Source organism: Weissella sagaensis (assembly GCF_010306265.1).
In the GTDB taxonomy this organism is placed as follows: domain Bacteria; phylum Bacillota; class Bacilli; order Lactobacillales; family Lactobacillaceae; genus Weissella; species Weissella sagaensis.
Window position 1 is genome coordinate 31,299 of sequence record NZ_BLKA01000004.1, and the last position, 24,265, is coordinate 55,563.

Consider the following 24,265-nt stretch of genomic DNA (forward strand, 5'->3'; position numbering starts at 1 on the left):
TAACTCCCACTTTTATATTTTACAATTACCAATTTTTAATTGGTATCCAATTAGATTCGATACAAAAAAAGATGGAACGTTATCTGTTCCATCTTGATAGTACGAAACTATTTTTCAGAACGTAAAACTCCGCCATCCATAAAACGATTAGGTTGCATTTCATTAACTACAACCTTAATGTTTTCTCGTGGTACCCCAACGTGTTTTTCAATGGCAGTTGTAACATCTGTCATCATGGCCTTTAATTGCTCATCACTACGTCCAGCTACTAAATCAATATGAACCAATGGCATCACTGTTTCCTCACTTTTTTTCTTGATTATCTACCCCAATTTTATCAGCTTCTTCACTGATATTCAACGCATCAGTAATTTGGGCTTTTGCTGCCACACGTTCACGTTTAATTTGAGATTGTAAATCTTCATTCCAAAAGTTATTAGATACTTCAACCGTACTAACAATGTTGATAAATGAATCACGATCTATTGATTTAACCAAATTTTGCATTTCAGTTAATTCATAACGTGATAATACCATCATTAACGTCGTATTCGGTTCTTGCGTAAAAGCACCTCGCGATGGCATCACCGTGATACCACGAACTAAAGCTGCTTGTAACCCTTGAATCACTTCATCTGGATGTGTTGTAACAATAAAAGCTGTTAATTTTTGATGACGTGTGTGGATAGCATCCACTGCAGCTGACGTTGCGTAAATACCAATGATTGTGTACATTGCATTTTGCCAACCAATAAAGGCACCTGCGACCACCACAATAAAGACGTTAATAAACATGTTAATTGAACCAATCGATTTACCTGTGGTTTTTTGAACAATCATGGCGACAATATCCATACCACCAGTTGAAAAACCAACTTTAAAGGTTAACCCTATTGATATTCCTAGCAACAGTCCCCCGAATAATCCTGCTAAAATGGGTTCATGCGTTACTAAAGTTGTTTTAGGTAAAATGATTTGCATAAATGAAGCAGCAAAATTGTTTAAAAAAGACAAAATCGTAAACTCTCGCCCAGCATATATCCAACCAGCAATTGCTAGCGGAATATTGGTTGCCATAATAATAGCACCAACTTCAACATGTAAGCCAAATACGGAATCAAAAAATAAACTAATCAGTTGGGCCACACCATTAAATCCACCCGAAAAAATATTATTCGGAATAAAAAAATTATTCATTGAAATAGCTACTAAAACAGCTGCAATAATAAACACAACTGTTTTAATACCGTATTCCTTTACTCGTGCTAATCCCACAATTTATGCCTCCAATCTTAAACCAAAATTATTTTACTATTATTACACAAACGACAGTATTATTCTATATAAATTGACAATTTCAATTGAATTCTTAAATTTATAAGATAAGAAAAGTCACATACAAACAATAACTATTGTCGTACATGACTGATATTCTAAAATTATTATTTAATACTTTTTAAATATGCGATATTTTTAGTATCATCAAAGTCCTTCTCTGATTTAGCAATGACGATTGCTGCCGTTGAATTTCCCACAACATTAACAACTGTTCGTCCCATATCTACTAAACGGTCAACACCAGCAATGAAAGCTAATCCTTGTGCCGGTACCCCAATAGTTGACACTGTTGCCAGTAAGACAACAAATGAAGCTCCTGGCACACCAGCCATTCCTTTAGAAGTAATCATGAGTACTACCAAAAGGGTCAATTGTTGTGCCAATGACAAATGAATTCCATAAGCTTGTGCCATAAATAAAGCCCCAATCGCTTGGTAGATTGCCGATCCATCTAAATTAAATGTATACCCTGTTGGCACAACAAAGGATACAACACCTTGGCTTACACCAAATTTTTCCATTTTGCTAACAATTCGAGGCAACGTTGCTTCAGAAGAAGCTGTTGTAAACGCCAAGATAATTTCTTCACGTAAAACTCTAAATAGATCAAAAATATTAGTGTGATAAATTTTTAACACAATGCCCAAAATAACCACGATAAAAATAATCATTGTCAAATATGCCACAAAAATAAAATAGCCTAATGACTTTAATGACCCTAATCCCATTTGAGCAACAGTGGCACCAATTAAGGCACCAACACCAATTGGTGCTAGACGCATAACCCAATTAGTTACTTTAAACATCACTTCTGCAATAGCATCTAGCAAATCAATAATGACCTGTCCTTTAGGTCCAATGGCAGCTGTTCCTAAACCAAAGAACACTGAAAACAAAATAACTTGCAACATTTTATTCTCAGACAATGAAGAAAATACATTTGTTGGTACAATGTCCATAACCGTTTCCCAAAGACTACCTGTACCAGCAGACTTAGCAGTTGAAAGATAACTACTAATATTAGTGGCCTGCAAATTATGAATGTTAACATGCGCTCCTGGTTCAAAAACATTACCTGCAATCATACCTAAAACAATCGCAATAGTTGATAAAATTTCAAAATAAACTAGTGTTTTTAATCCAACTCGACCTAGTTTACGCATATCACCCATCTTAGCAATACCAACCGTCAAACTAGAAATTACAATTGGTAACACAATCATTTGGATTAAACCAATAAACATGGTTCCGATATTTTGCATTGCCGTAATGGCCATTTTGTTTTTATAAAAAACAACCCCAAGGATAATACCCACAATTAATCCAATAATAATTTGCCAACCTAAACTAAGTCTACGCTTTTGCTTACTGGTCTGACTAACCGAACTCATTTTTAAAATGCCCCCTAAAATTATTTATATACAATAAAAAAGCCAACCGCTCCTATGAGCGGTTGGCTTTTTACTAACAGTTTACCCTTGTTAGCGGCGTGCTTCTTGGATACGAGCAGCCTTACCGTGCAATGCACGCAAGTAGTACAACTTAGCGCGACGTACACGACCATGACGGATTACTTCAATTTTATCAACACGTGGTGAGTGCAATGGGAATGTACGTTCCACACCAACACCACTTGACATCTTACGAACAGTGTAAGTAGCTTGGATACCAGTACCCTTGCGCTTAATGACAACACCTTCGAAGATTTGGACACGTTCGCGTGAACCTTCGACGATACGTGCGTGAACACGAACTGAATCTCCGGCACGGAATTCTGGAATATCTGTACGTAATTGGTCAGCAACCAATTTTTCTAGCAAAGCGTTTTGACGCATAATTAATTCTCCTCGTCGACAATCAATTCACCACTCGGCCAGCGGATTATCGGATTTTATTTAGTACCCTTAGGCACTAAACAGTATGTTAACACAATATCACGCGTATCACAAGTTATTTTCTCTTTCTTCTTGCTCAACTTCTTTTAACAATTTCCGCTCATCCGCAGTGAATTCATAATTTTCTAACAAATCAGGTCGCCGTTGATAGGTACGGCGTAAAGCCTCTTTTTGTTTCCAAGTAGCAATATTAGCATGATGACCTGACAACAAGACGTCCGGTACTTTCAATCCTCTAAAATCAGCAGGACGCGTATACTGTGGGTATTCCAACAATCCTGTTGAAAATGATTCATCAACTGCTGATCGATCATCCCCTAATGCTTCATCCAATAGCCGCACCGTTGCGTCAACAACAACCATTGCCCCTAATTCACCACCTGTTAAAACAAAATCTCCCAGTGAAATTTCATCATCCACTAATGAACGTATTCGTTCATCATAGCCTTCATAATGACCTGCAATAATTGTTAAATGTTCTTCTTTGGCCAACTCTTCGGCCATTGGCTGGTTAAAAGTTTTACCAGCTGGGTCCATCAAAATAACTCGGCCCCGATTACCTGCTGCTTTTTCTACAGCGTCCATTGCATCAAATAATGGTTGTGGCATCAAAAGCATCCCTTGACCACCACCGTATATTTCATCATCTACTTTGTGATGCTTATTTTCTGTATAATCTCTAAAATCAGTGACATTAAAATCAACTAAACCACGTTCAACTGTTTTTCCAATAATTGATTCACGCATTGGTGCAAACATATTAGGAAAAAGGCTCAATACATCAATTCGCATATTTAAATTTCCTCTAACAAATTAACTTTAGCAATTCCTTGTTCCAAGTCAATCATTGTGACAACATCTTCAATGAACGGCAACAAAATATCGTCACTACCTTTAGCCGTTACAACCCAAACGTCATTTGCTGGCATTGGTAATATTTCACTAACTGTACCAATAACCTCTTGTGAGGCGTTATCAATTATTTTTAACCCAATAATATCATGATAATAAAATTCATCACTAGACAAATCTTGTTGTAAATCTTCAGTAACCATTAATTCACAACCCTTATATTGCTCAACATCGTTAATATTTTGCATATTAACAAAACTAACTAAAATGAATTGCTTATGTTCACGTACCGTTGCGATTTGAACTTCAATATTATTTGGCTTAGTAACAATAACAAGTTTATTATTCTTTTTAAAACGTTCCATCGGGAAATCGGTTGTTGGTACAACCCGTACTTCACCTCGAATACCATGAGTATTCACAATTTTACCAACTTTATAAAGGGACATATTTTCTTCCTTTTCATTTATTATATTAATTGTAAGTATACCAGTAAAATAAAGGCAACTAAATAGGTTTTCATATTGTTATCTGATAAAATTTAACGTATAACAATTCGCATATAGGAGAAAACTTTATGAGCATTAATTTATACATTGTGCGACATGGTCAAACTTACATCAATAAGTATGATCGTGTTCAGGGCTGGACAAACGCACCATTAACGCCTAAGGGAATTAACGATGGCGAACAGGCTGGTGAGCGCTTAGCTAATCTTACCTTCAATAACGTCTACAGTTCCGATTTAGCACGTGCTGTTGAAACCGCTAATATCATACTAACTCATAATGATAGCACTGCCCAACTACAGACTCTAACCGATTTTCGTGAATTTTTCTTTGGATACTTTGACGGTATATCAAATAGTGTTGCTGCTAGCGCCATCGCTAAGGATCGCCAGCTACCAGCCGACATGACATTTAACGAAATTTCCGACACGATGTCACCATTCGCTTTAATGGATGCCATTCATGATGTTGATCCTACTGGGGACGCTGAATCAGCAGACATTTTTTGGCAACGTCTAATGCACGGTTTTGCTACTATTGCACAAGAAAATAATGACGGCGACAATGTTTTATTGATTGCTCATGGCCAACTACTTAGTATTTTAGGGCAACATTTTGCCCAACTAACAGCTTCCCAATCAGAGCCTAAAAATGGTTCCGTAAATCTTTGGGAACTAACCGATAACCAATTGGCGTTAAAATCGTTTAATGATTTAACAACTTTCTGGTAATAAAAAAGGAATCCATTTATTGGATTCCTTTTTTATTATCAAATTACTTTGAATATTTCGCAGTATGATACTTTTCCATAATGCCAGCATTTGACAATAAGTTTTTAACAGTATCTGATGGTTGTGCACCATTGTTCAACCATGACAAAACCAATTCTTCATCTAGCTTTACTTCTGATGGTTGTACTAATGGGTTGTAAGTTCCCACTGTTTCAATAAAACGACCATCACGTGGTGAACGTGAATCTGCAACAACGATACGATATACAGGGTGCTTCTTTGAACCCATGCGCTTCAAGCGAATTTTAACTGCCATATTTTTATAATTCCTCCAGTCGATTTCTACATGTATAACTATACCAGACTGTTTAACTGCTGTAAAGTGTTTTTCCTTTACACTTTACAATTAACGTCTTTTCTTTTTATTTTTCCGCATTTTACGGGCCATTTGTTTCATCGCAACATTTGCCATCTTTCCCTTCATGCCACCACCTGGGAATCCAGCACCATTACCACCGCCCATGGCATTCATCATTTGTTCCATTCCGGCCATGTTACCGTTCATGACACCGCTCATCATCTTTTTCATTTGATTAAATTGCTTAACCATCCGATTAACTTCAACAATTGGGCGTCCAGATCCTGCTGCTAGTCGTCGCTTACGAGACGGATTCAAAATATCTGGATTTTCACGTTCAGCTGGTGTCATTGACATAACAATCGCTTTAATATGTGCCATATCCTTGGGATCAATTTTAGCATTCTTCAAAGCTGGATTATTAGCCATTCCTGGAATCATCTTCATAATGTCTTCCATTGGTCCCATGTTTTGTAATTGATCCATTTGATCAATAAAATCATTGAAATCAAACGTATTTGATTTCATCTTTTCCATGGTTTCCGCAGCTTGCTTTTCATCATAATCTTTTTGGGCTTTTTCAATCAAAGTCAACAAATCGCCCATACCAAGAATACGACTAGCCATTCGATCTGGATAGAAAATATCCAAATCGGTCATTTTTTCACCTTGACCAACAAACTTAATTGGCTTGCCAGTCACTGCACGTATTGATAAAGCTGCTCCACCACGTGTATCACCATCTAATTTAGTCAAAACAATTCCGGTAATATCAAGACGGTTATTAAATCCTTCTGCCGTTTCAACCGCATTTTGACCGGTCATAGCATCGACAACCAACATAATTTCATCAGGATGTGCGATTTCTTTGACGTCAGCTAATTCTTGCATCAGCTCTTCGTCAATTTGTAAACGACCAGCCGCATCAATAAATACATAATCTGCCTTTAATTCAGCTGCTCTTGCCATTCCAGCTTTAACAATTTCACGTGGGTTAACATCTGTTCCCATTTCAAACACAGGAACATCAATTTGTTCACCCAGTGTTTTCAATTGTTCAATAGCTGCTGGACGATAAACGTCGGCTGCAATCATCATTGGCCGGGCGTTTTGTTCATTCTTTAACTTAAGTGCTAATTTACCAGCAGTCGTCGTTTTACCAGCACCTTGAAGACCAACCATCATAATAACCGTTGGAATCTTAGGTGATTTGTTTAATGGCACATCAGACTCACCCATCATTGTTGTCAATTCATCATTAACAATTGACACAATTTGTTGAGCTGGATTCAAACCATCCAATACCTTTGCGCCCGTCGCTTTTTCACGAACATTGCGCACAAAGTCTTTTACAACTTTAAAATTAACGTCGGCTTCTAACAATGCCAAACGAATCTCACGCATTGTTTCACGTAAGTCGGCATCTGTAACTTTTCCTTTACGTCGTAAGCCACTTAAAGCTTGCTGTAGTCGATCTGTTAAACCTTCAAAGGCCATTGCATTACTCCTCTTCTAATGTCACTAATTGCGTTGCTAAACGAATTAAGTTCTCGTCATTAGGATATTTTTTTTGAATATACGTATTTAAATGTTCAGCTGCTTGCTGTCTATGTTGATAGTCATCATACAGATGTAACTTCACTTCATAGTTTTCAAGCAACTGGGTACTTCTTTTAATATTATCATAAACAGCTTGACGTGAAACTTGATATTCTTCAGCAATTTCACCCAAAGAATAGTCATCAGCATAATACAGTTGCAAATAATCATTTTGTTTTGCGGTTAATAGTGGTTCGTAAAAATCACATAACATATTCAAGCGCATGCTTTTTGCTAATTCCATGACATTTACTCCGTTAATAAGCTACCAAACAAACTTTTAGCAAAGTCATTTGCCTCAAATGGTTGGATATCAGTTACCTTCTCCCCTAATCCAACCCATTTAACTGGTAAGTGAAGTTCGTTACGAATTGGCAAAATAATACCACCTTTAGCCGTACCGTCTAATTTGGTCAAAATAATACCTGTTACATCAGTTGAATCTTTAAACAATTTTGCTTGCTGAACAGCATTTTGACCAGTAGTTGCATCAAGTGCTAACAAAACTTCTTGCGGTTCATTTGGTAATTCGCGCGTAATGATGCGCTTCATTTTAGCTAATTCCTGCATCAAATTAACGTTATTTTGTAAACGACCAGCAGTATCAACAAATAAAATATCCGCCTGCGTATCGATTGCTGTTTTAACACCATCAAACACCACTGAGGCCGGATCTGCCTTAGCAGTACCTGTTACAACTGGCACATCATTACGCTCACCCCAAGCAACTAATTGCTCAGTCGCACCAGCTCTAAACGTATCTGCAGCAGCTAGGACCACTTTTTTACCAGCATTTTTATAATAAGCTGATAATTTACCAATCGTTGTTGTTTTACCAACACCGTTAACACCCACAAGCAAAACAACTGTAGGACCTTGTGCTGCAAAGTGCATTGATGCATCTTCATCAATTCCTTGACTACGATATAGCGCAACTAGCTTATCAACAATGACTGCTGATACTTCTTGCTTACTCTTAGCATTTTGTAGTTTAACTTCATCACGTAGTTCTTCAGTTATCTGAATTGCCGTTTGTGCACCAACATCTGCACCAATTAAAGTTTCTTCTAAATCGTCAAAAAAATCTTCATCAACCGAACGGAAATTTGCCATGAAGGCGTTCCAACGATCTGACCATGTTTTTTTGGTTTTACTTAGTCCAGAATCTAATTTTTGGCTAGCACTTTCTGTTTCTGTTTCTGTTTCTGTTTCTGTTTCTGTTTCTGTTTCTGTTTCTGTTTCTGTTTCTGTTTCTGTTTCTGTTTCTGTTTCTGTTTCTGTAGTATTGCGGATTGGCAAAATAATGTCAACTGCTTTACCTGGCGTTGGTTGTAATACTTCTACAGCTACCACTTTAACTGGTGGCAGACCATTTTCCCAACTAGTTGGGTACAGTATTTCGACTTCAACAATATCTTCAACCGGCTTTTTCTTAAAAAAATCAAATAAACCCATACTTATTTCCCCTTAATCTTCTACGAGCGTTTCGTCCAAGTTCGTTAAACTAACTGATACCATTGTCGAAACTCCTGGCTCTTGCATTGTCACACCATAGAGCACGTCAGCTTGCGTCATTGTGCCCTTACGATGTGTAATGACAATAAATTGTGTCCGTTGATTAACTTCATGTAAGTAATTGGCAAAGCGATCGACATTGGCTTCATCTAATGCAGCTTCAGTTTCATCTAAAATTGCAAATGGTACTGGACGAACAGCTAAAATTGCAAATAATAGACTAATTGCCGTTAGTGCTTTTTCACCACCTGAAAGCAAACTCATCTGCTGAAATTTTTTGCCAGGTGGTTGTGCTTGAATATCTATGCCACTAGTTAATAAACTATTTGGATCTGTTAATACTAAGGATGCTTGACCACCACCAAACATCTTGACAAATATCTTCGAAAATTGTTTTGCAATCTCATCAAAAGTTGTCTTAAATCGTGTTGCAACTTCTGTATCCATCTCAGACATTGTTTCTTGCAAATTATCCTTAGCTGCAATCAAATCATCTTGTTGCTGTGTTAAAAAGTCATACCGTTCTTTAACATCTCGATACTCTTCAACAGCATGTAGATTAACATGGCCAATTTCAACTAACCCTTTTTTCAATAACTTTAACTTGGTACGAATAGTTGTGATGTCTAAATTAAGTAACTCTGATTTAGCAAATTCAAATGATGTATCATAGGTTGTTTCTAATAATTTTTCATTATTATTTATTAACGACTTTAATTCACCTAGACGACCATTAAGTCGTGAAACAGTTGTCATTGCATCGTTTAGAGTATCTTGAATTATATTTAAATCTTCATTTAAATCAACATACTTTTGTTCAACATTCTGTAATGCTGTTTGTGCATTTACCAAAGATTGTTGCACTGTTTGCTTTTTTTCCTGGCTCGATTTAATTTGTGTACTTAATCGTTGTTTAACATCATCTCCATCTTTCATGAAGTCATCAAGTTGTTGCGTAATTTCTGTAATTTGTTGTTGTTCAGCTTCTTTTTGCGCCAACAAATCTGACTGACGTACCTGTAAGGATGATACTAGCGCCTCTGACTTCGATAATGCTGACTTATCATCACTCAGTTGTTGATCAGCTTGATTAATTTCTGATTCCAATTGTGTCTGCGCTACTAGTCCTTCATCAAGTTGTTGTTGGAGGCGTTGCTGTTTATTAGACAATTCAAGAACTACCTGTTTGTTTTCAGCAACCGTTGTTTGTTTACTTTGTTGCCCAGCAATCAGATGATAATCATATTGTAGCGCAGTTTGTTCTTTATTTAACTGTTCAAGATTTGATTGCGCTAATTGTAAGTTAGCTTTTTGTATTTGTACTTGTTCATTAAGTGTAAGCACTCGTTGTTGTTGATTGTTAAAGGTCGTTGTCGTAACCACCAAATCATGATCAATTTGCTTAACCTGTTTTTCTAGCGTAAGAACTTCTGCATGCAACTTTTTTTCTTGATTAATTAACTGATCAATTTCCGTTTTTTGCGATAGTAAGCCATTACCATGTTGACGGTTCGCGCCACCTGTCATTGAACCACCTGCGTTCATTATTTGACCATCTAAAGTTACCAAACGAACACGATGCTGTAGTTTTTTTGCCATAATAATGGCTGCATCCATATCAGTCACGATTAAAGTTGTACCTAATAGGTTGGCAACAATATTCTGATAATCTGTTTTCGTTGTTACTAAGTCGGCTGCGATGCCAACTACACCTTCTACCTGATTTAAAGCAGCCAACTGATAATCGGACAAATGCCGACCCTTAATGGTTGATTGTGGTAAGAAAGTAACTCTACCTAGCCGGTGTTTTGCTAAATAATTAATTGCTTGTTTAGCAACCTGCTCATTTGTAACAATGACATACTGTAGTGCCGCACCTAAAGCTGTTTCAATTGCAATTTTGTGTTCTTCTTGCACTGTAATTAAGTTAGCAACAACGCCTTGAATGCCAGTAAAATCACTTTGTGCCTTCATTAAGTTTTTAACACCTTGATAATAACCATCATAATTTTCAGCAACGTGTTGTAATGACTGCAAGCGTGTACTCAAGCGCTGTTCTTGGGCCATTTTAGTAAACCAATTTTCTCTAACATCATGCCGTTGTTGCTCTAAACGTTGACCTTCTGTTTTAGCGGTTTCAAAGGCTTGTTTTGCCTCTTGTAAAGCTTTTTCAGCTTCTTTAGTTGCCACCTTTTCCTTATCAACCTGCGTTGCCATATCTGTAAGTTTTTGCTTAAGTTGGGCAGCACGATTTTTTAAACGTAATGATTCTGCATCACTACGTTCATTTTCTTGTGCTAAATAATTTTGTTCATTTTTAGCACTCGTTAATTCTTGCATCGTTGTAATTAACGCTTGTCGTACTTGTTCAATATCTTGGTTAAGTTTACTTAATTTTGTACGCGGATGTGTTGTTCTCGCTTGTTGTATTAACTTTTGATAATGTTCATACTTTTCCGTTTGAACAGTTAATTCATGTACACACTGCTCGTAAGATTGATCGATAACGGCCAATCTTTCCGTTGCTAACGTTAATCGTTCTTGTAATGTTCTTGTGGTTTCAGCACGATTTTTATGCTGTTCAGCTAACAGATTTTGTTTACCGGTTAATTTTTCAATTTGCTGAATATGCGATAGTAAGTCTGCCTGATACGCTTGTTGTTCTTGATTTAGTGCAATGCGTTGTTCCCTAAGCTTTTCAATTGCTTTCTTTTTATCCTGAACAAGCGCTTTTTGTCGTTCATAAGCGGCTTGATTTGTCGTTATACTGGTCGCTAATTGATCTTTTTCTTGATACCAATCCAATAATTCTAAAACAATTCGTGATTGATCCAATTTATCATAAGATGCTTTTGTTGCAATATAATCCTGTGCTTTAGCGGATTCTTGGGCTAATGGCTCTACACGATCTTGTAACTCATTTAAAATATCAGCAACACGTGTTAAATTATCATGAACATCAACTAGCTCTTTTTTGGCTTTGTCTTTATTTTGCTTATACTTATAGACACCCGCAACATCTTCGATAATACTTCGACGTTCAATCGGCTTTTCACTAAAAATGCTTTCTACACGTCCTTGCGAGATAATTGAAAAACTTTCACGTCCTAAACCAGAGTCCATAAATAATTCATGAACATCTTTTAGTCTGACATTAACACCATTAATTTGATAGTTTGAATCTCCATTACGATAAAGGCGCCTCGTAATTGTAATTTCTGAATATTCTGAATGCAAGTAATGATCAGTATTATCAAATGTTATTGCGACTTCAGCCCGATTTAATGGGGCACGTTGTGTCGTACCACCAAAAATGACATCCGCCATTTTATCACCACGTAGCCCTTTAGCAGACTGTTCTCCCATGACCCAACGAATCGCCTCAATAATGTTTGACTTTCCTGATCCATTGGGACCAATAACCCCGGTAATTCCTGGCATAAATTCAATTTTGGTTCGTTCGGCAAACGACTTAAAGCCAGTTATTTCCAAAGTTTTTAATTTCATTTTATCTTCCTAATCGTTCATTAAAGCTTGGTAAGCTTTTCGTGCAGCCATTTTTTCTGCATCTTTGGTAGACTTACCAGTACCAGTCGCTAATGGCTCATTATCAACAGCCACTTGCACGGTAAAAATTTGTTCATTATTTGAAACAGCTTGTTCATCTAACTTAGTATAAGTAATTTTTACAGAACCATCTCGTTGTAAATATTCTTGTAACTTTGATTTATAATCAATAAATTGATCATAGAAACCTTCATCAATCTTTACAAACATAATGTCTTCTAAGAACTGCATGACCGTTTCTTGTCCTTGGTCTAAGAATAAAGCACCAATAAAGGCTTCCCATAAATCTTCTAATAGAGAATCACGATTACGTGCCCCTGATAACTCTTCTCCACGTCCTAATTGCACATAACGATCTAGATGCAACTCACGTGACAAAGCTGCGAATGCTCTTGTCTGGACCATTGAAATTCTCAACTCTGTCAATCGACCTTCATCCCAATTTGGAAAACGTTTGAATAAGTAAACTGCGGTTGATTGTTGCATGACCGCGTCTCCTAAAAATTCAAGTCGTTGGTAGTCACTACCCGTATAATCAGGATGTTCATTAATATAATTAGCTTGCGTCAATGCTTCTTCTAATAGTTTAATATTATTAAAATGAATATGATGATCCGCTTCTAAATCTTGTTGTAGTTGTTTAAACATAGTCCTACCTTCTTTTTTATATACACTACTCTATTATACCAGACCATTATATTTCTATATTGGTTTTTAGGTAGAAATTAACAAAAAATGAGGGTTGCTTGGCCACAACCCTCATTCTTTTTATTTACTTAGTATGTGAAGCAATATAATCAACAGTATTATTAACTGTAATTAATTGTTCAGCGTCTTCATCTGAAATTTCAGCACCAAATTCGTCTTCCATTTCAAGTACTAGTTCAACAAAATCAATTGAATCAGCATCAATGTCCTTTGTAAAGTTAGTTTCACCTGTTACTTTAGCTGGATCCAATTCAAAATGATCAGCAACTAATGTGATTACTTTATCCAAAATTTCTTGTCGTTCCATTATTATATTACTTCCTCTTCTAAAAATGATATTTTTATATTTAATAATCAAGTTATTCTTAATCAGTTGATTTTGACAAATCAGCCTTATGTTCAGCAACAAACTTTTGGGTCTTCGTTACTAAATCTGTTTCTAACATCGTGTGTATTTGTTTCATTGTATTAGCTACTGCACTAGGCCCCGCTGAACCATGTGTCTTAACAACTGGCGCCTTAACACCAATCACAACTGCACCACCATGTTGTGAGTAGTCAAGTTGTGATTGAATTTCTTTCATTGCAGGCTTCAACATTAAACCGGCGACTTTTGTTTTCACATTACCTTCTAAAATAGCATGCTTAATCAAGCGTAGCATTGATAGCGCAGTTCCTTCTGTAGCTTTTAATGCAGCATTACCTGAAAAGCCATCTGCAACAACGACATCTGCTGGTCCTTGTAAAATGTCACGTGATTCTACATTGCCAACAAAATTAATATATTGCTTTTCACCACCATGCTTAAGTAATTGATGCGCTTCTTTATGAACTGCGTCTCCTTTGTCCTCTTCAGTACCATTATTTAACAAACCAACCCGTGGATTTGTTAAGCCAAGGACTTCTTGCGCATAAAACGATCCTAAAATACCATATTGATATAGATGAGTTGGTCTATTTTCAGCATTAGCACCAACATCCATCATGGCGAAAGCATCATTTGGACCATCTAAAGCTGGTAAGACAGTCAATAAAGCTGGACGATCAATACCGCGAATACGTCCTACAGTAAAAATACCCACTGCTAATAACGCACCTGTATTTCCAGCGGAGAAAATCGCATCAGCAATACCATCTTTTACAGCTTGTGCTGCCATAACTAATGAACTTTGCTTTTTACGGCGAATAGCTTTGACTGGTTCTTCACCCATTTCAATTATTTCATCTGATTGGACTAAAGTTAAGCGTGTTGCATCTTTCACCAATGGCTTAACTTTATCAAGTTGACCAAATAGCAAGAATTCAGTATCCGGCATATTATCACGTGCCTGTTCAATACCTGCTACAATCGCTTCTGGGGCATTATCACCGCCCATTGCATCAACAGCAATCTTATACATAATTAACTCCCTCACGGATTTACATAGACTTTTTTTATAATTGCAATACTATAAAATGTACCACATTTTAGTAATTTGGTAAAAACTTAAATACTATTTTAATCAAAATTACGATAACGATCCATCGTTTCTGACAACATTTCTGCTAAGGCTGTCATATCCGGTGACTTATCCCAATCGGGATTAGCAACAATTTCAATCGCTTCTTCTTGTGCAATATTCATCATTGTTAAATCAGCAATTGGATCGCCAACTCTAAATTCTGGCACACCTGATTGTCGATTTCCTAAAACATCACCTGCACCGCGTAATTCTAAATCTTTTTGCGCTAACACAAATCCATCCGTGGTAGCAACCATTGCTTCCATGCGATCAATACCATATTGCGTCTTAGGATCACTTACTAAAAACGTATAGGCTTGGCGAGAACCACGGCCAACACGGCCACGCAACTGATGCAGTTGTGACAATCCAAAACGATCGGCATCTAAAATCATCATGACCGTTGCATTGGGTACATCCACGCCAACTTCAATCACCGTGGTAGCAACCAATACTTGAAATTCATTGGCCTTAAATGCACTCATAATTGTTTCTTTTTCATCATTTGAAAGACGACCGTGTAAAAGACCAACTCTAAAATCAGGGGCAAAATATGCGGATAACTCTTCATAAACAGCTTGCGCATTTTGCACATCCAACGTTTCTGATTCTTCAATTAGCGGTGTTACCACATAAGCTTGCACACCACTAGTAAGTTGCTCTTTGATAAAACTAATTGCTTTGTCAAATTGATTATGGCGTAACCAATAAGTCTTTGTTTGTTTACGACCGGCTGGTAATTGATCAATGATTGAAACATCCATCTCGCCATACGCTGTAATTGCCAACGTTCTTGGGATAGGCGTTGCTGTCATAGCTAAAATATCCGGATTGATTCCAACATTCCGTAATGCCGCTCTTTGTTGGACACCAAAACGATGCTGTTCATCAATGACTGCTAGCCCTAAATTATGAAACGCAATATCTGGTTGAATTAGTGCATGTGTTCCAATAATAATATCAATATCACCAGCTACCAAATCATCTAATATTTGGCGACGGGCTGCTGCTTTTGTGGAACCTGTTAATAATTCTACACGCACTTCGTTTGGATCAAAAAAATTGCCAATTGTTTGGGCATGTTGTTGTGCCAATATTTCTGTTGGTGCCATCAAAGTTGCTTGCATGCCTGCAGTAATAGCTGCGTACATCGCTAAAACTGCGACAACAGTTTTACCAGACCCCACATCACCTTGTAATAACCTATTCATATGTACTGGTCGACGCATGTCACGAACAATTTCATTAACAACTTTCTTCTGTGCAGCTGTCAATTCAAACGGTAATTTTTTGATAAAAGCCTTTAATTTATCATTGCCATAATTAACTGAGCGTCCTTGATTATGACGGTCCATCTGTTTAATCACTTGTAACCGCATTTGAAAAATAAAAAATTCCATAAATGAAGCTGTTCTGCGAGCAGCTGCAGCGACTTGTTCATCGGTTGGGACATGCATCCCAAATACAGTATCATGGTAGTTCATTAAGCGATAGCGTTTTCTTAAATCATCTGGCACAATTTCTTGTGACAATTGCTCTTTATACTTTCCTAAGGCTTGTAAAATTAAATCCTTAATAGTCCCTGCTTTAATTTCTTTAGATGACGGATAAATGGCTTCTAATTCATCTTCACTATTTTTAGGCATCATCTTAATTGCAGCTAAACTTTGACGTGTTCTACTGTATGTACCATAAATCGCAACTTCATCACCAACATCAATATTTTTACCAATCCAGGGCTGATTAAAAAAAGAAATTTGAATCGTATCATGTTCAATTGTCATCCTAAAATTTAAGCGTGTTTTTTTTAAACCCATTCGACTAATCACGGGTGGCGATGTTACAACGCCCTTAAATGTCACTTTCTCACCATCTAATGTTTGTGATGGCAATTTTTGCGCTAAGTCATTATAACGACGTGGATAGTAAGTCAGTAAATCACTAACAGTAAAGACACCTAATTTATTTAAAGCTTTTTCTCGTTTTGGACCGACACCTGATAATTCTGCAATACTATCAAGTAAACTAGGCATACTTTTCTCCGATCATCTATTAAAACGAATAAAAGATCCTTAGTAGCTAAGCACTAAAGACCTTTTCTTAATTCTGACATGCTTTTGTAGCTCATTCATGTCAATGTGCTAACCCACGTTAGAACTTTATTCAACTGAAATCAAAATTGGATATAGTGGTTGACCACCATCATGGATTTCAAATTCTAATTCGTCATCCAATGATTCACCAACTTGTTGTAATGCTTGCGCGTCAGCAATCGTTGCATCCTGACCATAATAAATCGTCACCAGCTCTGATTCTTCATCAGTCATTTTTTCAAGTAACTCTGCAGCTGCTTGATTAATGTTAGCATCTGGTACTGCAACAACAATCTCACCATCTAATAACCCAATAGCATCACCAGTTTGAATAGCCAAGCCGTTAATAGTTGTGCTACGAACTGATGTCGTAACAGAACCAGACTTTACATCAGCCAACGCATTCTGCATCGATACCACATTTTCTTCAAGTGATTTCATCTGATCGTAACCCAAGACTAGCGCTGTTAGACCTTGTTGTATCGTCTTTGTTTTAACCACCTTAACTGGTATATCTGCTAACTCAACTGCTTGTTCAGCAGCCATCACGATGTTACCATCGTTTGGCAAAATAATAGCTGAGGTTGCACGACTATCAGTAATGGCTTTCAACAAATCTTGAGTTGAAGGCGCTTGTTGACTATCAATAATCACAGTAGCACCAGTCGAAGCAAAAATTTCTTTAATTCCTTCACCAGCAGCTGTTGTAATCACTGCAATTTCAGGTGCCTGTGTTTCTGTTTGTGCTGTATGATTTTGAGATTTTTGCTCAGCGGCAACAGTTGCTGCTTCTACTTGTTGATCACGCATATTATCAACTTTCGCCTTACGAAGTGAACCAAATTGCGTTCCCCAGTTAATCACATTACCTGGATCCTCAGTGTGCACATGCACTTTAACAACATCATCATCATTGATAACCAATAATGAATCACCTAACTTAGCTAAATGGTCATAAAAAGTATCATAATCAAATTTTTGATTGTATGTTGTCCCTTTGGCAATGTCTACCATAATTTCAGTACAGTAACCATAAGTAATGTCATCAGGATTTAATTCACCTTGTACACCTGCATTATGTAATGATAGAACCATTGCATCTAAATTGGCATTATCTAGCTCAGTCTTAACTTCTTGCCCTGATAAAACAGCATAAAATGCACTCAAAACAATCACTAACCCTTGACCACCTGAGTCAACAACGCCAACTTCTTTTAATACTGGTAATAAATCAGGCGTTGAGGCCAAAGCCTTTTCAGCTGCTGCCAAAGCATCTGCCATAACTTGGGTTGCATCATCAGAGCTTTTAGCGGTACGATTTGCCGCTGCGGCTGCCTCACGAATAACTGTTAGAATAGTTCCTTCAGTAGGCTTCATAACCGCCTTATAAGCCGTCTCAGCCCCACCCATTAGTGCATCTGCTAAATCACGTGCTGATAAGGTTTCTTTATCTGCAATTTTAGCAGCAAAACCACGAAATATTTGTGACAAGATAACCCCAGAATTGCCACGGGCTCCCATCAATAGACCCTTAGCAGTTGCTTTAGCTAACTGACCAAGGTGCGTATTCGCTTCGTTTCGCTCGTATTCAGCACCACTTGCCATTGACAACGTCATGTTTGTACCGGTATCACCATCGGGAACCGGGAAAACATTTAATTTATTAATTTTTTCCGCATTATTTTTTAACGCATCAGCTGCTGCGTTAACCATTTTACCAAATTCAACATTAGTAATTGTCGTTACAACTTCCACCGTATTCAACTCCTTATAACCAGGCTAATCTCCTAGTATACGCACACCTTGAACCGTTACATTAACACTGCTAGCAACAATGCCTAACATCACATTCAAATCATTTTTCACACGTGCTTGTACACTTTTTGAAATTTCGGAAATCTTCAAGCCATACCCAACAATAATATGAACATCTACTGTGACGCCACCATCTTGTTGACGAACAACCACGCCCTTTGAGAAGCTATCACCATTTAATATTTGATTTACACCATCACGCAATGGATTTTGGCTTGCCATACCAACAACACCATAATTATCAGTTACAGCACCACCAACAATTGTTGCGATGACATCATTTTCAATTTCAATTGCACCTTGTGCTGTTTGGATCTTCACTGCCATTAGAATGACCTCCATATTAAGCTATATATTATTTTACCACATGTGCTGATCATTTAATTTATCTATGAACCATCACAATCATGTTTATTAATATACAAATGCTAGGTAAAGAAAAAAGCTACCAAACGGTAGCTTTAAATTCTTATACACGCTCAATTGAACCGTTCTTCAAACCAGCCTTCAAAGTACGAGCTGATAGGTACACCTTCTTAGGTGCTGAACCGTTAATCTTAACCGTCACTTTTTGCAAGTTTGGCTTCCAGCTACGACGACTTGAGTTAAGGGCGTGTGAACGTTGGTTACCGAAACGAGTACGCTTTCCATTGACTGCATCAACTGCCATATGTTTACCCTCCAATCTTAAGCTCTTTTAATTCAGTGCTTTTATTTACTTGAATAATAATACCAAACCCTTGCACAATAAGCAAGGGTTTTGTGTAAAGTATTTTTACTTTACACTTTTATTGCTCCGCAGTTTGACCAATTAAGTCTCGACTTTGTATCACTGCGACAATACCACTTTCGAACGAGAAATGATTTTCATTCCCCACAAATTCATTAGATGAGAAGGAAAATGGATTACCTGACCAATCTATTAGCTGGTACTTTTCATCAACTAATGTCAAACCAGTAACAGGTGTTAATGGCATAAAGCCAAGATATTTCATATCTGGATCTTTCATAATTTTATGCTCTCCAGGTAAATAAAAATCAATTCGATTAATCCGATCAATAATCGTGACTTTTTGAACAATATTTTCAAACCTAGTTTGTGTAAAAATCCAAATATTAGATAGTAATTGATCAATCCGGCCACCTGTCGCACCATAAATTTCAATTTTATCAGGATTATATTGTTCTTGAATTAAAGTTAATAATAATTCAGTATCTGTATCATCTTTTTCAGGCTTTACACTAACAATATTAGGCAATTTTTCAATAACATCTCGCCGTTCTTTTAATGTAACAGAGTCAAAATCACCAACTGTCAAAATTGGTGTTTGTCCCAACGCCAACAAGCGTAACGACCCTCGATCTGCAGCAGCCCAAGGGCCTGATAATCGGCCAGCTTTTAAGCTATCAGGCCATTCAGAAATTGGACCACCAACTAACAAACGTATGCGTTCCATCAATCCGTGGTAACCGCCTTCAAGCGGGCGATTTTAGCGGCTGGATCTACTTTATCATAAACATATGAACCGGCTACTGCAACTGTTGCGCCAGCTTCGTATGCTAACTTAGTCGTTTCATCATTAGCACCACCATCGATTTCAATATCAAAATCGTAGCCCTTTTCTGCTTTAATTTTTGCCAATGTTGCAATTTTATCAATTGTTTCAGGCAAAAACTTTTGACCACCAAAACCTGGATTAACAGTCATAATTAATACTTGATCAACCATGTGTAGCACAGGCTCAATCAAAGAGACTGCTGTACCCGGATTAATAACAACTTCTGCTTTAATACCATGCCCTTTAATTTGTTGCAAAGCACGATGGATATGATTTGTAGCTTCATAATGCACACCAATAATATCAGCACCTGCCTGGGCAAATTCATCAATATAACGTTCAGGATCAACGGCCATTAAATGTACATCTAAAATCATCTTAGTTTTTGGGCGCAATGCTTTTACCCAATTAGGACCATATGCAATTGATGGCACAAACAACCCATCCATCACATCAATGTGTAACAATTCTGCCCCAGCTTCTTCAACTGTATGGACATCACGTTCCAAGTTCAAATAATCTGCAGCTAAAATTGATGGTGCTACCTTAATTGTCATAACTATTTCCCTCTTTAATGTATTATTTAATGTTTTTTATCATGTTTATTATAAACCGGGCGACGACCTGCAATCAAATCATAGAACAATTTATAATTATCATAACGTGATGCCATAATTTTTCCCTGAGAAACTGCTTCTTTAACAGCACAATTGGGTTCATTTAGATGAACACAACCTCTAAACCGACAATTACGAGCATAATCGTTTAGTTCACGGAAATATTGCCCCAATTCACGAGCAGGCATATCGAAAACTTCAAATGCTGAAAAGCCAGGTGTATCAGCAACTAAACCGCCATATAATTCAATTAAAGAAACCTGACGTGTCGTATGTTTTCCACGACTTAATGCTTGCGATACTTCTCCCGTTGCCAAGTTAAGTTCTGGTGAAAGATGATTTAACAAAGTACTTTTTCCGGCCCCAGTTTGTCCCATTAAAACCGTTAGTTTATCTGCTAAGAGTTTTTTAACAGTTTTTAAACTTGTCTGATCAAAAGCCTCATCAGGCCAAACAACTTGGTAGCCAATTTCTCGATAACCAGCAACAATATCTGCAAATGAAGCCATCTCTGCTTTAGTTAATAGATCTGTTTTTGTGAAATAAATAACTGGTTCAATATTTTTTTCTTCTAAAGCAACTAATTGACGATCTAACAAATTGCTTGACCAATCTGGCATTTTAACCGCTGTCACAACAATAACTTGATCAACATTTGCGACCGGTGGTCTCACAATACTATTTCGACGTTGATCAATTGCTAAGATATAACCTTCTTTAGATGTCTGGGCACTAAACGTTACCCAATCACCAACTAATGGTTTTAAATCTTTTTTACGGAAATTGCCACGTGCTCGTGTACGAAACAAAGTACCTTCAGCCGTTAAAACATCATAAAAGCCAGCTAATGCCAACTGAATTTGTCCATGGTATTCTGCCATCAATTCTCCTATCTAAATATGGTTAATCATCATCTGAATCTACAGAACTTGATGATTGTGACACTGGTGGTGTTGATGTACTGTGCTCTTCGTTCGCACTGGTTGTCTCACTTGACCCACTGCTTTGTGAAGATTCACTGGATTGCGCTGGCTTCTCATCGTCGTCATCATCCGATACACTCGATGAAGTCGATGCCGAGTTTGACGAATCCTGTCTAGATTCTGAAGGTCTTTCTTCAACAGAACTTGACGTAACAGCTGGACCTTTTGACAAAGTCACTAACATTGTCTCATTCTTTGAAACTTTAATTCCAGGCGCAATTGATTGTGACACAACTTTTCCTCTTGTAATGCTATTAGAATTAACACTATCAAAATTAATCATTACACCATTATTTTGTGCCCATACTAAAACTGCATTTTGTGATTTACCTGTAAAGTCAGGAACCGTATGTTTCTTTGGCCCCTTTGAAACACTAAATTTCACCTTTGTTTTATTAGGTAAAACCCGATCTTCAGCATTAATATTTTGTTCAACAATATAGCCCTTAGGCACGGTATCATCTGCAATTTTCTTTTGGGATACTTTATACCCCTTATCTTCTAATTGTTCACGGACGGAACTATATTTTTCATTCACATAATCGCCAAATCTTACTTTTGCTGACCCCTTTGATACAACTAAGTTAATCACTGTATTAACTGGCACAGCCTTATTACGTGTAGGATCGGTTTTAACAACCTTCCCTTGCTCAATTGTATCAGAACGTGTTTCAGTAATGTCGCCAACCTTTAAGCCATCTTCTTTAATGGTCTTTATAGCATTTGCTTGTGTCATTCCTTTTACATCAGACACATGTACCTTGTCTGGTTGCATGGCACCGTAGATAAAAAAGCCAACTAATAACGCTACAATCAAAATGATTACACCTAAGAAATAGCGACGCTTTTTCCTGTTGGGTTTGGGCTTAGGTGTTACTTTAGCAGACGTTGTTTGTGATTTTAACGGTGTTTGCTCAGCTGTTGCTTTTACCTCATTTGTACTTGTCTGGATTGGTTGTTGATTAGCCTTAGATTGAATATCTGCGAGTGGAATAATTTTAGTCACTGTATTATCTTCTGACGTTATATCCGAATCATGCCACCTAGGCTCGTTAATGCGATTGGCTGATAAGGCTGTTGCAAGATCTTCTGACATAGCTTGTGCAGAAGCATAGCGACTCATTGGATTTTTAGCTGTTGCTTTAAAAATAACATTTTCCAAAGCTTGGGGTACACGTGGATCAACATCACGGACCGATGGCATTGGACTTTGCGTATGTTTCACTGCAATGGCAACAGCAGTCTCACCGTCAAAGGGAACATGACCTGTAATCATTTCAAAAAGCATAATGCCTAGTGAATAAATGTCACTACGATTTGATGCAACATCTCCACGTACTTGTTCAGGAGACATATAATGGACGGATCCAATAGCCGTATTAGTCTGCGTCATCCCAAATGAACTTTGCGCTCTAGCGATGCCGAAATCAGAAATTTTTGCTTCACCATCATTACTAATTAAAATATTTTGGGGCTTTAAATCCCGATGGATAATACCTGCTTGATGCGCTACAGCTATTCCAGCTAAAATTTCACGCATAATATCAATTATGCGACTAACCGGAATGGGCCAGTTCTGTGCAATATAACGTTTTAAATCCATCCCCGCAACAAACTCAGTTACCAAATATTGGGAACCACCCTCTTCACCATAGTCATACACTTCAATAATATTTGGATGTAATATTGATGACGTAGCTTCAATTTCATTACTAAAACGACGCCGTGTTTTTTCATCATCTTGCATATCAAAGCGCATTAATTTTAACGAGACATCCCGATCTAAAATAATATCATGTGCTTGATAGACATTGGCCATGCCACCCTCACCAAGTGATTTGATAATGCGATAACGTTCACCAATTAATTGATTTTTTCGCATTAGTTAACCTCACTTTCTTGATGACCAATCAGCACAGTAACATTGTCTGATCCACCTGTCTCATTGGTTAGGGTAATTAATTGTGTTACTGCCTGCGAAATTTCAGGTGCAGCCAAAATTATTTGTAGTATTTCTTCATCACTAATATGTTTGGGCATACCATCCGTAGTCATTAAAATATAATCATCCGGCTGAATACTAATTGCAAACAAATCAGCTTTTGAATCTTCTGTTACACCTAACTGTCTTGTAATTAAATGACGTCCTGGATGTGTAACTGCTTCATCTTGTGTGATAGCACCCTCTTGTAGTAATTCGTTCGCTAAATTATGATCTGTTGTTAATTGGCGCATTTGTTTTTGACGAATCACATAAGCTCTGGAATCACCAATATTGGCAACAACCATCTCATTAGCAAAAATGACCGCAACAACCAAAGTTGTCGCCATCCCATTTAAAGTATGATAACGCTGTGCCGTTTGAACAATTGTGTCATTTTCACTATTAATATGATTAACCAACCACTGTTTGGCATCATCTACTGTGGTAATACGAGCCTGTTCCCACTGATTACCAATATGTGATACTGCCATCGTAGCTGCGACATCACCACCGTTTTGACCACCAACACCATCAGCAACAATGGCAAGTTGGATTCCCGATTGATTAATAAAAACACTAACATAATCTTGGTTGTCGGTGCGCATGCGCCCAGTATCAGATGCATAGGCAATTTTCATAT

At 37.4% G+C, this 24,265-nt stretch carries 24 protein-coding genes; 1 reads left to right on the forward strand and 23 read right to left on the reverse strand.

The annotated features are described in order from the left end of the window. Positions 1-107: 107 nt before the first annotated feature. The 6 genes from thmT to rimM form a co-directional block, all read right to left on the reverse strand. Positions 108-293, reverse strand: coding sequence for a 2-hydroxymuconate tautomerase (gene thmT, locus G7Y65_RS05620; RefSeq protein ID WP_042493397.1), 186 nt, complete (start codon positions 291-293; stop codon positions 108-110). A gap of 10 nt (positions 294-303) precedes the next feature. Further along, positions 304-1,275 (reverse strand): YitT family protein, encoded by a 972-nt coding sequence (locus tag G7Y65_RS05625; protein WP_141926870.1) that lies wholly within the window; start codon positions 1,273-1,275, stop codon positions 304-306. Between the two features lie 167 nt (positions 1,276-1,442). Beyond that, a complete protein-coding gene (locus tag G7Y65_RS05630; RefSeq protein WP_042493395.1) occupies positions 1,443-2,729 on the reverse strand; it encodes a dicarboxylate/amino acid:cation symporter in 1,287 nt (428 codons plus the stop codon). Positions 2,730-2,819: 90 nt separating this feature from the next. After that, positions 2,820-3,173 (reverse strand): 50S ribosomal protein L19, encoded by a 354-nt coding sequence (rplS, locus tag G7Y65_RS05635; RefSeq protein WP_042493393.1) that lies wholly within the window; start codon positions 3,171-3,173, stop codon positions 2,820-2,822. A gap of 108 nt (positions 3,174-3,281) precedes the next feature. Further along, positions 3,282-4,025, reverse strand: coding sequence for a tRNA (guanosine(37)-N1)-methyltransferase TrmD (gene trmD / locus G7Y65_RS05640; protein ID WP_042493391.1), 744 nt, complete (start codon positions 4,023-4,025; stop codon positions 3,282-3,284). Between the two features lie 2 nt (positions 4,026-4,027). Further along, entirely contained in the window at positions 4,028-4,534 is a 507-nt protein-coding gene (rimM, locus tag G7Y65_RS05645) for a ribosome maturation factor RimM (RefSeq protein ID WP_042493390.1), read from the reverse strand. 128 nt (positions 4,535-4,662) lie between these two features. Between rimM and G7Y65_RS05650 the strand changes: the two genes are divergently transcribed. Beyond that, positions 4,663-5,325 carry a histidine phosphatase family protein gene (locus G7Y65_RS05650; RefSeq protein WP_042493388.1) on the forward strand — a complete coding sequence of 221 codons (663 nt, stop codon included), beginning with the start codon at positions 4,663-4,665 and terminating at the stop codon, positions 5,323-5,325. Positions 5,326-5,368: 43 nt separating this feature from the next. Here the strand turns inward: G7Y65_RS05650 and rpsP are convergent, their stop codons facing one another. The 17 genes from rpsP to G7Y65_RS05735 all read right to left on the reverse strand — a co-directional run bounded on the left by rpsP (position 5,369) and on the right by G7Y65_RS05735 (position 24,263). Continuing rightward, the gene (rpsP, locus tag G7Y65_RS05655; RefSeq protein ID WP_042493385.1) at positions 5,369-5,641 is read right to left on the reverse strand and encodes a 30S ribosomal protein S16; all 273 of its coding nucleotides are present in this window, start codon (positions 5,639-5,641) and stop codon (positions 5,369-5,371) included. 90 nt (positions 5,642-5,731) lie between these two features. Further along, positions 5,732-7,180 carry a signal recognition particle protein gene (ffh, locus tag G7Y65_RS05660; RefSeq protein WP_042493381.1) on the reverse strand — a complete coding sequence of 483 codons (1,449 nt, stop codon included), beginning with the start codon at positions 7,178-7,180 and terminating at the stop codon, positions 5,732-5,734. Positions 7,181-7,184: 4 nt separating this feature from the next. Further along, positions 7,185-7,526, reverse strand: a complete 342-nt coding sequence (locus G7Y65_RS05665; protein WP_042493380.1) for a putative DNA-binding protein — start codon at positions 7,524-7,526, stop codon at positions 7,185-7,187. Positions 7,527-7,531: 5 nt separating this feature from the next. Continuing rightward, positions 7,532-8,737, reverse strand: coding sequence for a signal recognition particle-docking protein FtsY (gene ftsY, locus G7Y65_RS05670; RefSeq protein WP_165314726.1), 1,206 nt, complete (start codon positions 8,735-8,737; stop codon positions 7,532-7,534). A gap of 12 nt (positions 8,738-8,749) precedes the next feature. Continuing rightward, the gene (gene smc / locus G7Y65_RS05675) at positions 8,750-12,304 is read right to left on the reverse strand and encodes a chromosome segregation protein SMC (RefSeq protein ID WP_042493379.1); all 3,555 of its coding nucleotides are present in this window, start codon (positions 12,302-12,304) and stop codon (positions 8,750-8,752) included. Between the two features lie 9 nt (positions 12,305-12,313). Next, positions 12,314-13,012, reverse strand: coding sequence for a ribonuclease III (gene rnc / locus G7Y65_RS05680; protein ID WP_042493377.1), 699 nt, complete (start codon positions 13,010-13,012; stop codon positions 12,314-12,316). A gap of 124 nt (positions 13,013-13,136) precedes the next feature. Then, a complete protein-coding gene (gene acpP, locus G7Y65_RS05685; protein WP_042493376.1) occupies positions 13,137-13,379 on the reverse strand; it encodes an acyl carrier protein in 243 nt (80 codons plus the stop codon). Between the two features lie 58 nt (positions 13,380-13,437). Further along, on the reverse strand, positions 13,438-14,472 hold the full coding sequence (plsX, locus tag G7Y65_RS05690; RefSeq protein WP_042493373.1) for a phosphate acyltransferase PlsX: 1,035 nt from the start codon (positions 14,470-14,472) through the stop codon (positions 13,438-13,440). Positions 14,473-14,570: 98 nt separating this feature from the next. Continuing rightward, a complete protein-coding gene (gene recG / locus G7Y65_RS05695; protein WP_165314727.1) occupies positions 14,571-16,607 on the reverse strand; it encodes an ATP-dependent DNA helicase RecG in 2,037 nt (678 codons plus the stop codon). Positions 16,608-16,733: 126 nt separating this feature from the next. Beyond that, positions 16,734-18,422, reverse strand: a complete 1,689-nt coding sequence (locus tag G7Y65_RS05700) for a DAK2 domain-containing protein (RefSeq protein ID WP_042493371.1) — start codon at positions 18,420-18,422, stop codon at positions 16,734-16,736. Positions 18,423-18,446: 24 nt separating this feature from the next. Beyond that, positions 18,447-18,809, reverse strand: a complete 363-nt coding sequence (locus G7Y65_RS05705) for an Asp23/Gls24 family envelope stress response protein (RefSeq protein WP_042493369.1) — start codon at positions 18,807-18,809, stop codon at positions 18,447-18,449. Positions 18,810-18,951: 142 nt separating this feature from the next. Next, the gene (rpmB, locus tag G7Y65_RS05710; RefSeq protein WP_003609111.1) at positions 18,952-19,152 is read right to left on the reverse strand and encodes a 50S ribosomal protein L28; all 201 of its coding nucleotides are present in this window, start codon (positions 19,150-19,152) and stop codon (positions 18,952-18,954) included. A gap of 118 nt (positions 19,153-19,270) precedes the next feature. Next, a complete protein-coding gene (locus tag G7Y65_RS05715) occupies positions 19,271-19,939 on the reverse strand; it encodes a thiamine diphosphokinase (RefSeq protein ID WP_042493366.1) in 669 nt (222 codons plus the stop codon). Next, positions 19,939-20,598, reverse strand: a complete 660-nt coding sequence (gene rpe, locus G7Y65_RS05720) for a ribulose-phosphate 3-epimerase (protein WP_042493362.1) — start codon at positions 20,596-20,598, stop codon at positions 19,939-19,941. Before rpe ends, G7Y65_RS05715 begins: the two co-directional genes overlap by 1 nt. A 26-nt stretch (positions 20,599-20,624) precedes the next feature. Next, the gene (rsgA, locus tag G7Y65_RS05725; protein WP_042493361.1) at positions 20,625-21,539 is read right to left on the reverse strand and encodes a ribosome small subunit-dependent GTPase A; all 915 of its coding nucleotides are present in this window, start codon (positions 21,537-21,539) and stop codon (positions 20,625-20,627) included. Positions 21,540-21,561: 22 nt separating this feature from the next. Beyond that, positions 21,562-23,523: a Stk1 family PASTA domain-containing Ser/Thr kinase gene (gene pknB, locus G7Y65_RS05730; RefSeq protein ID WP_042493360.1), complete on the reverse strand. Its 1,962-nt coding sequence runs from the start codon at positions 23,521-23,523 to the stop codon at positions 21,562-21,564. Further along, positions 23,523-24,263 (reverse strand): Stp1/IreP family PP2C-type Ser/Thr phosphatase, encoded by a 741-nt coding sequence (locus G7Y65_RS05735; protein ID WP_042493358.1) that lies wholly within the window; start codon positions 24,261-24,263, stop codon positions 23,523-23,525. The genes pknB and G7Y65_RS05735 overlap by 1 nt, the downstream gene beginning before the upstream one ends. Positions 24,264-24,265: the final 2 nt, after the last annotated feature.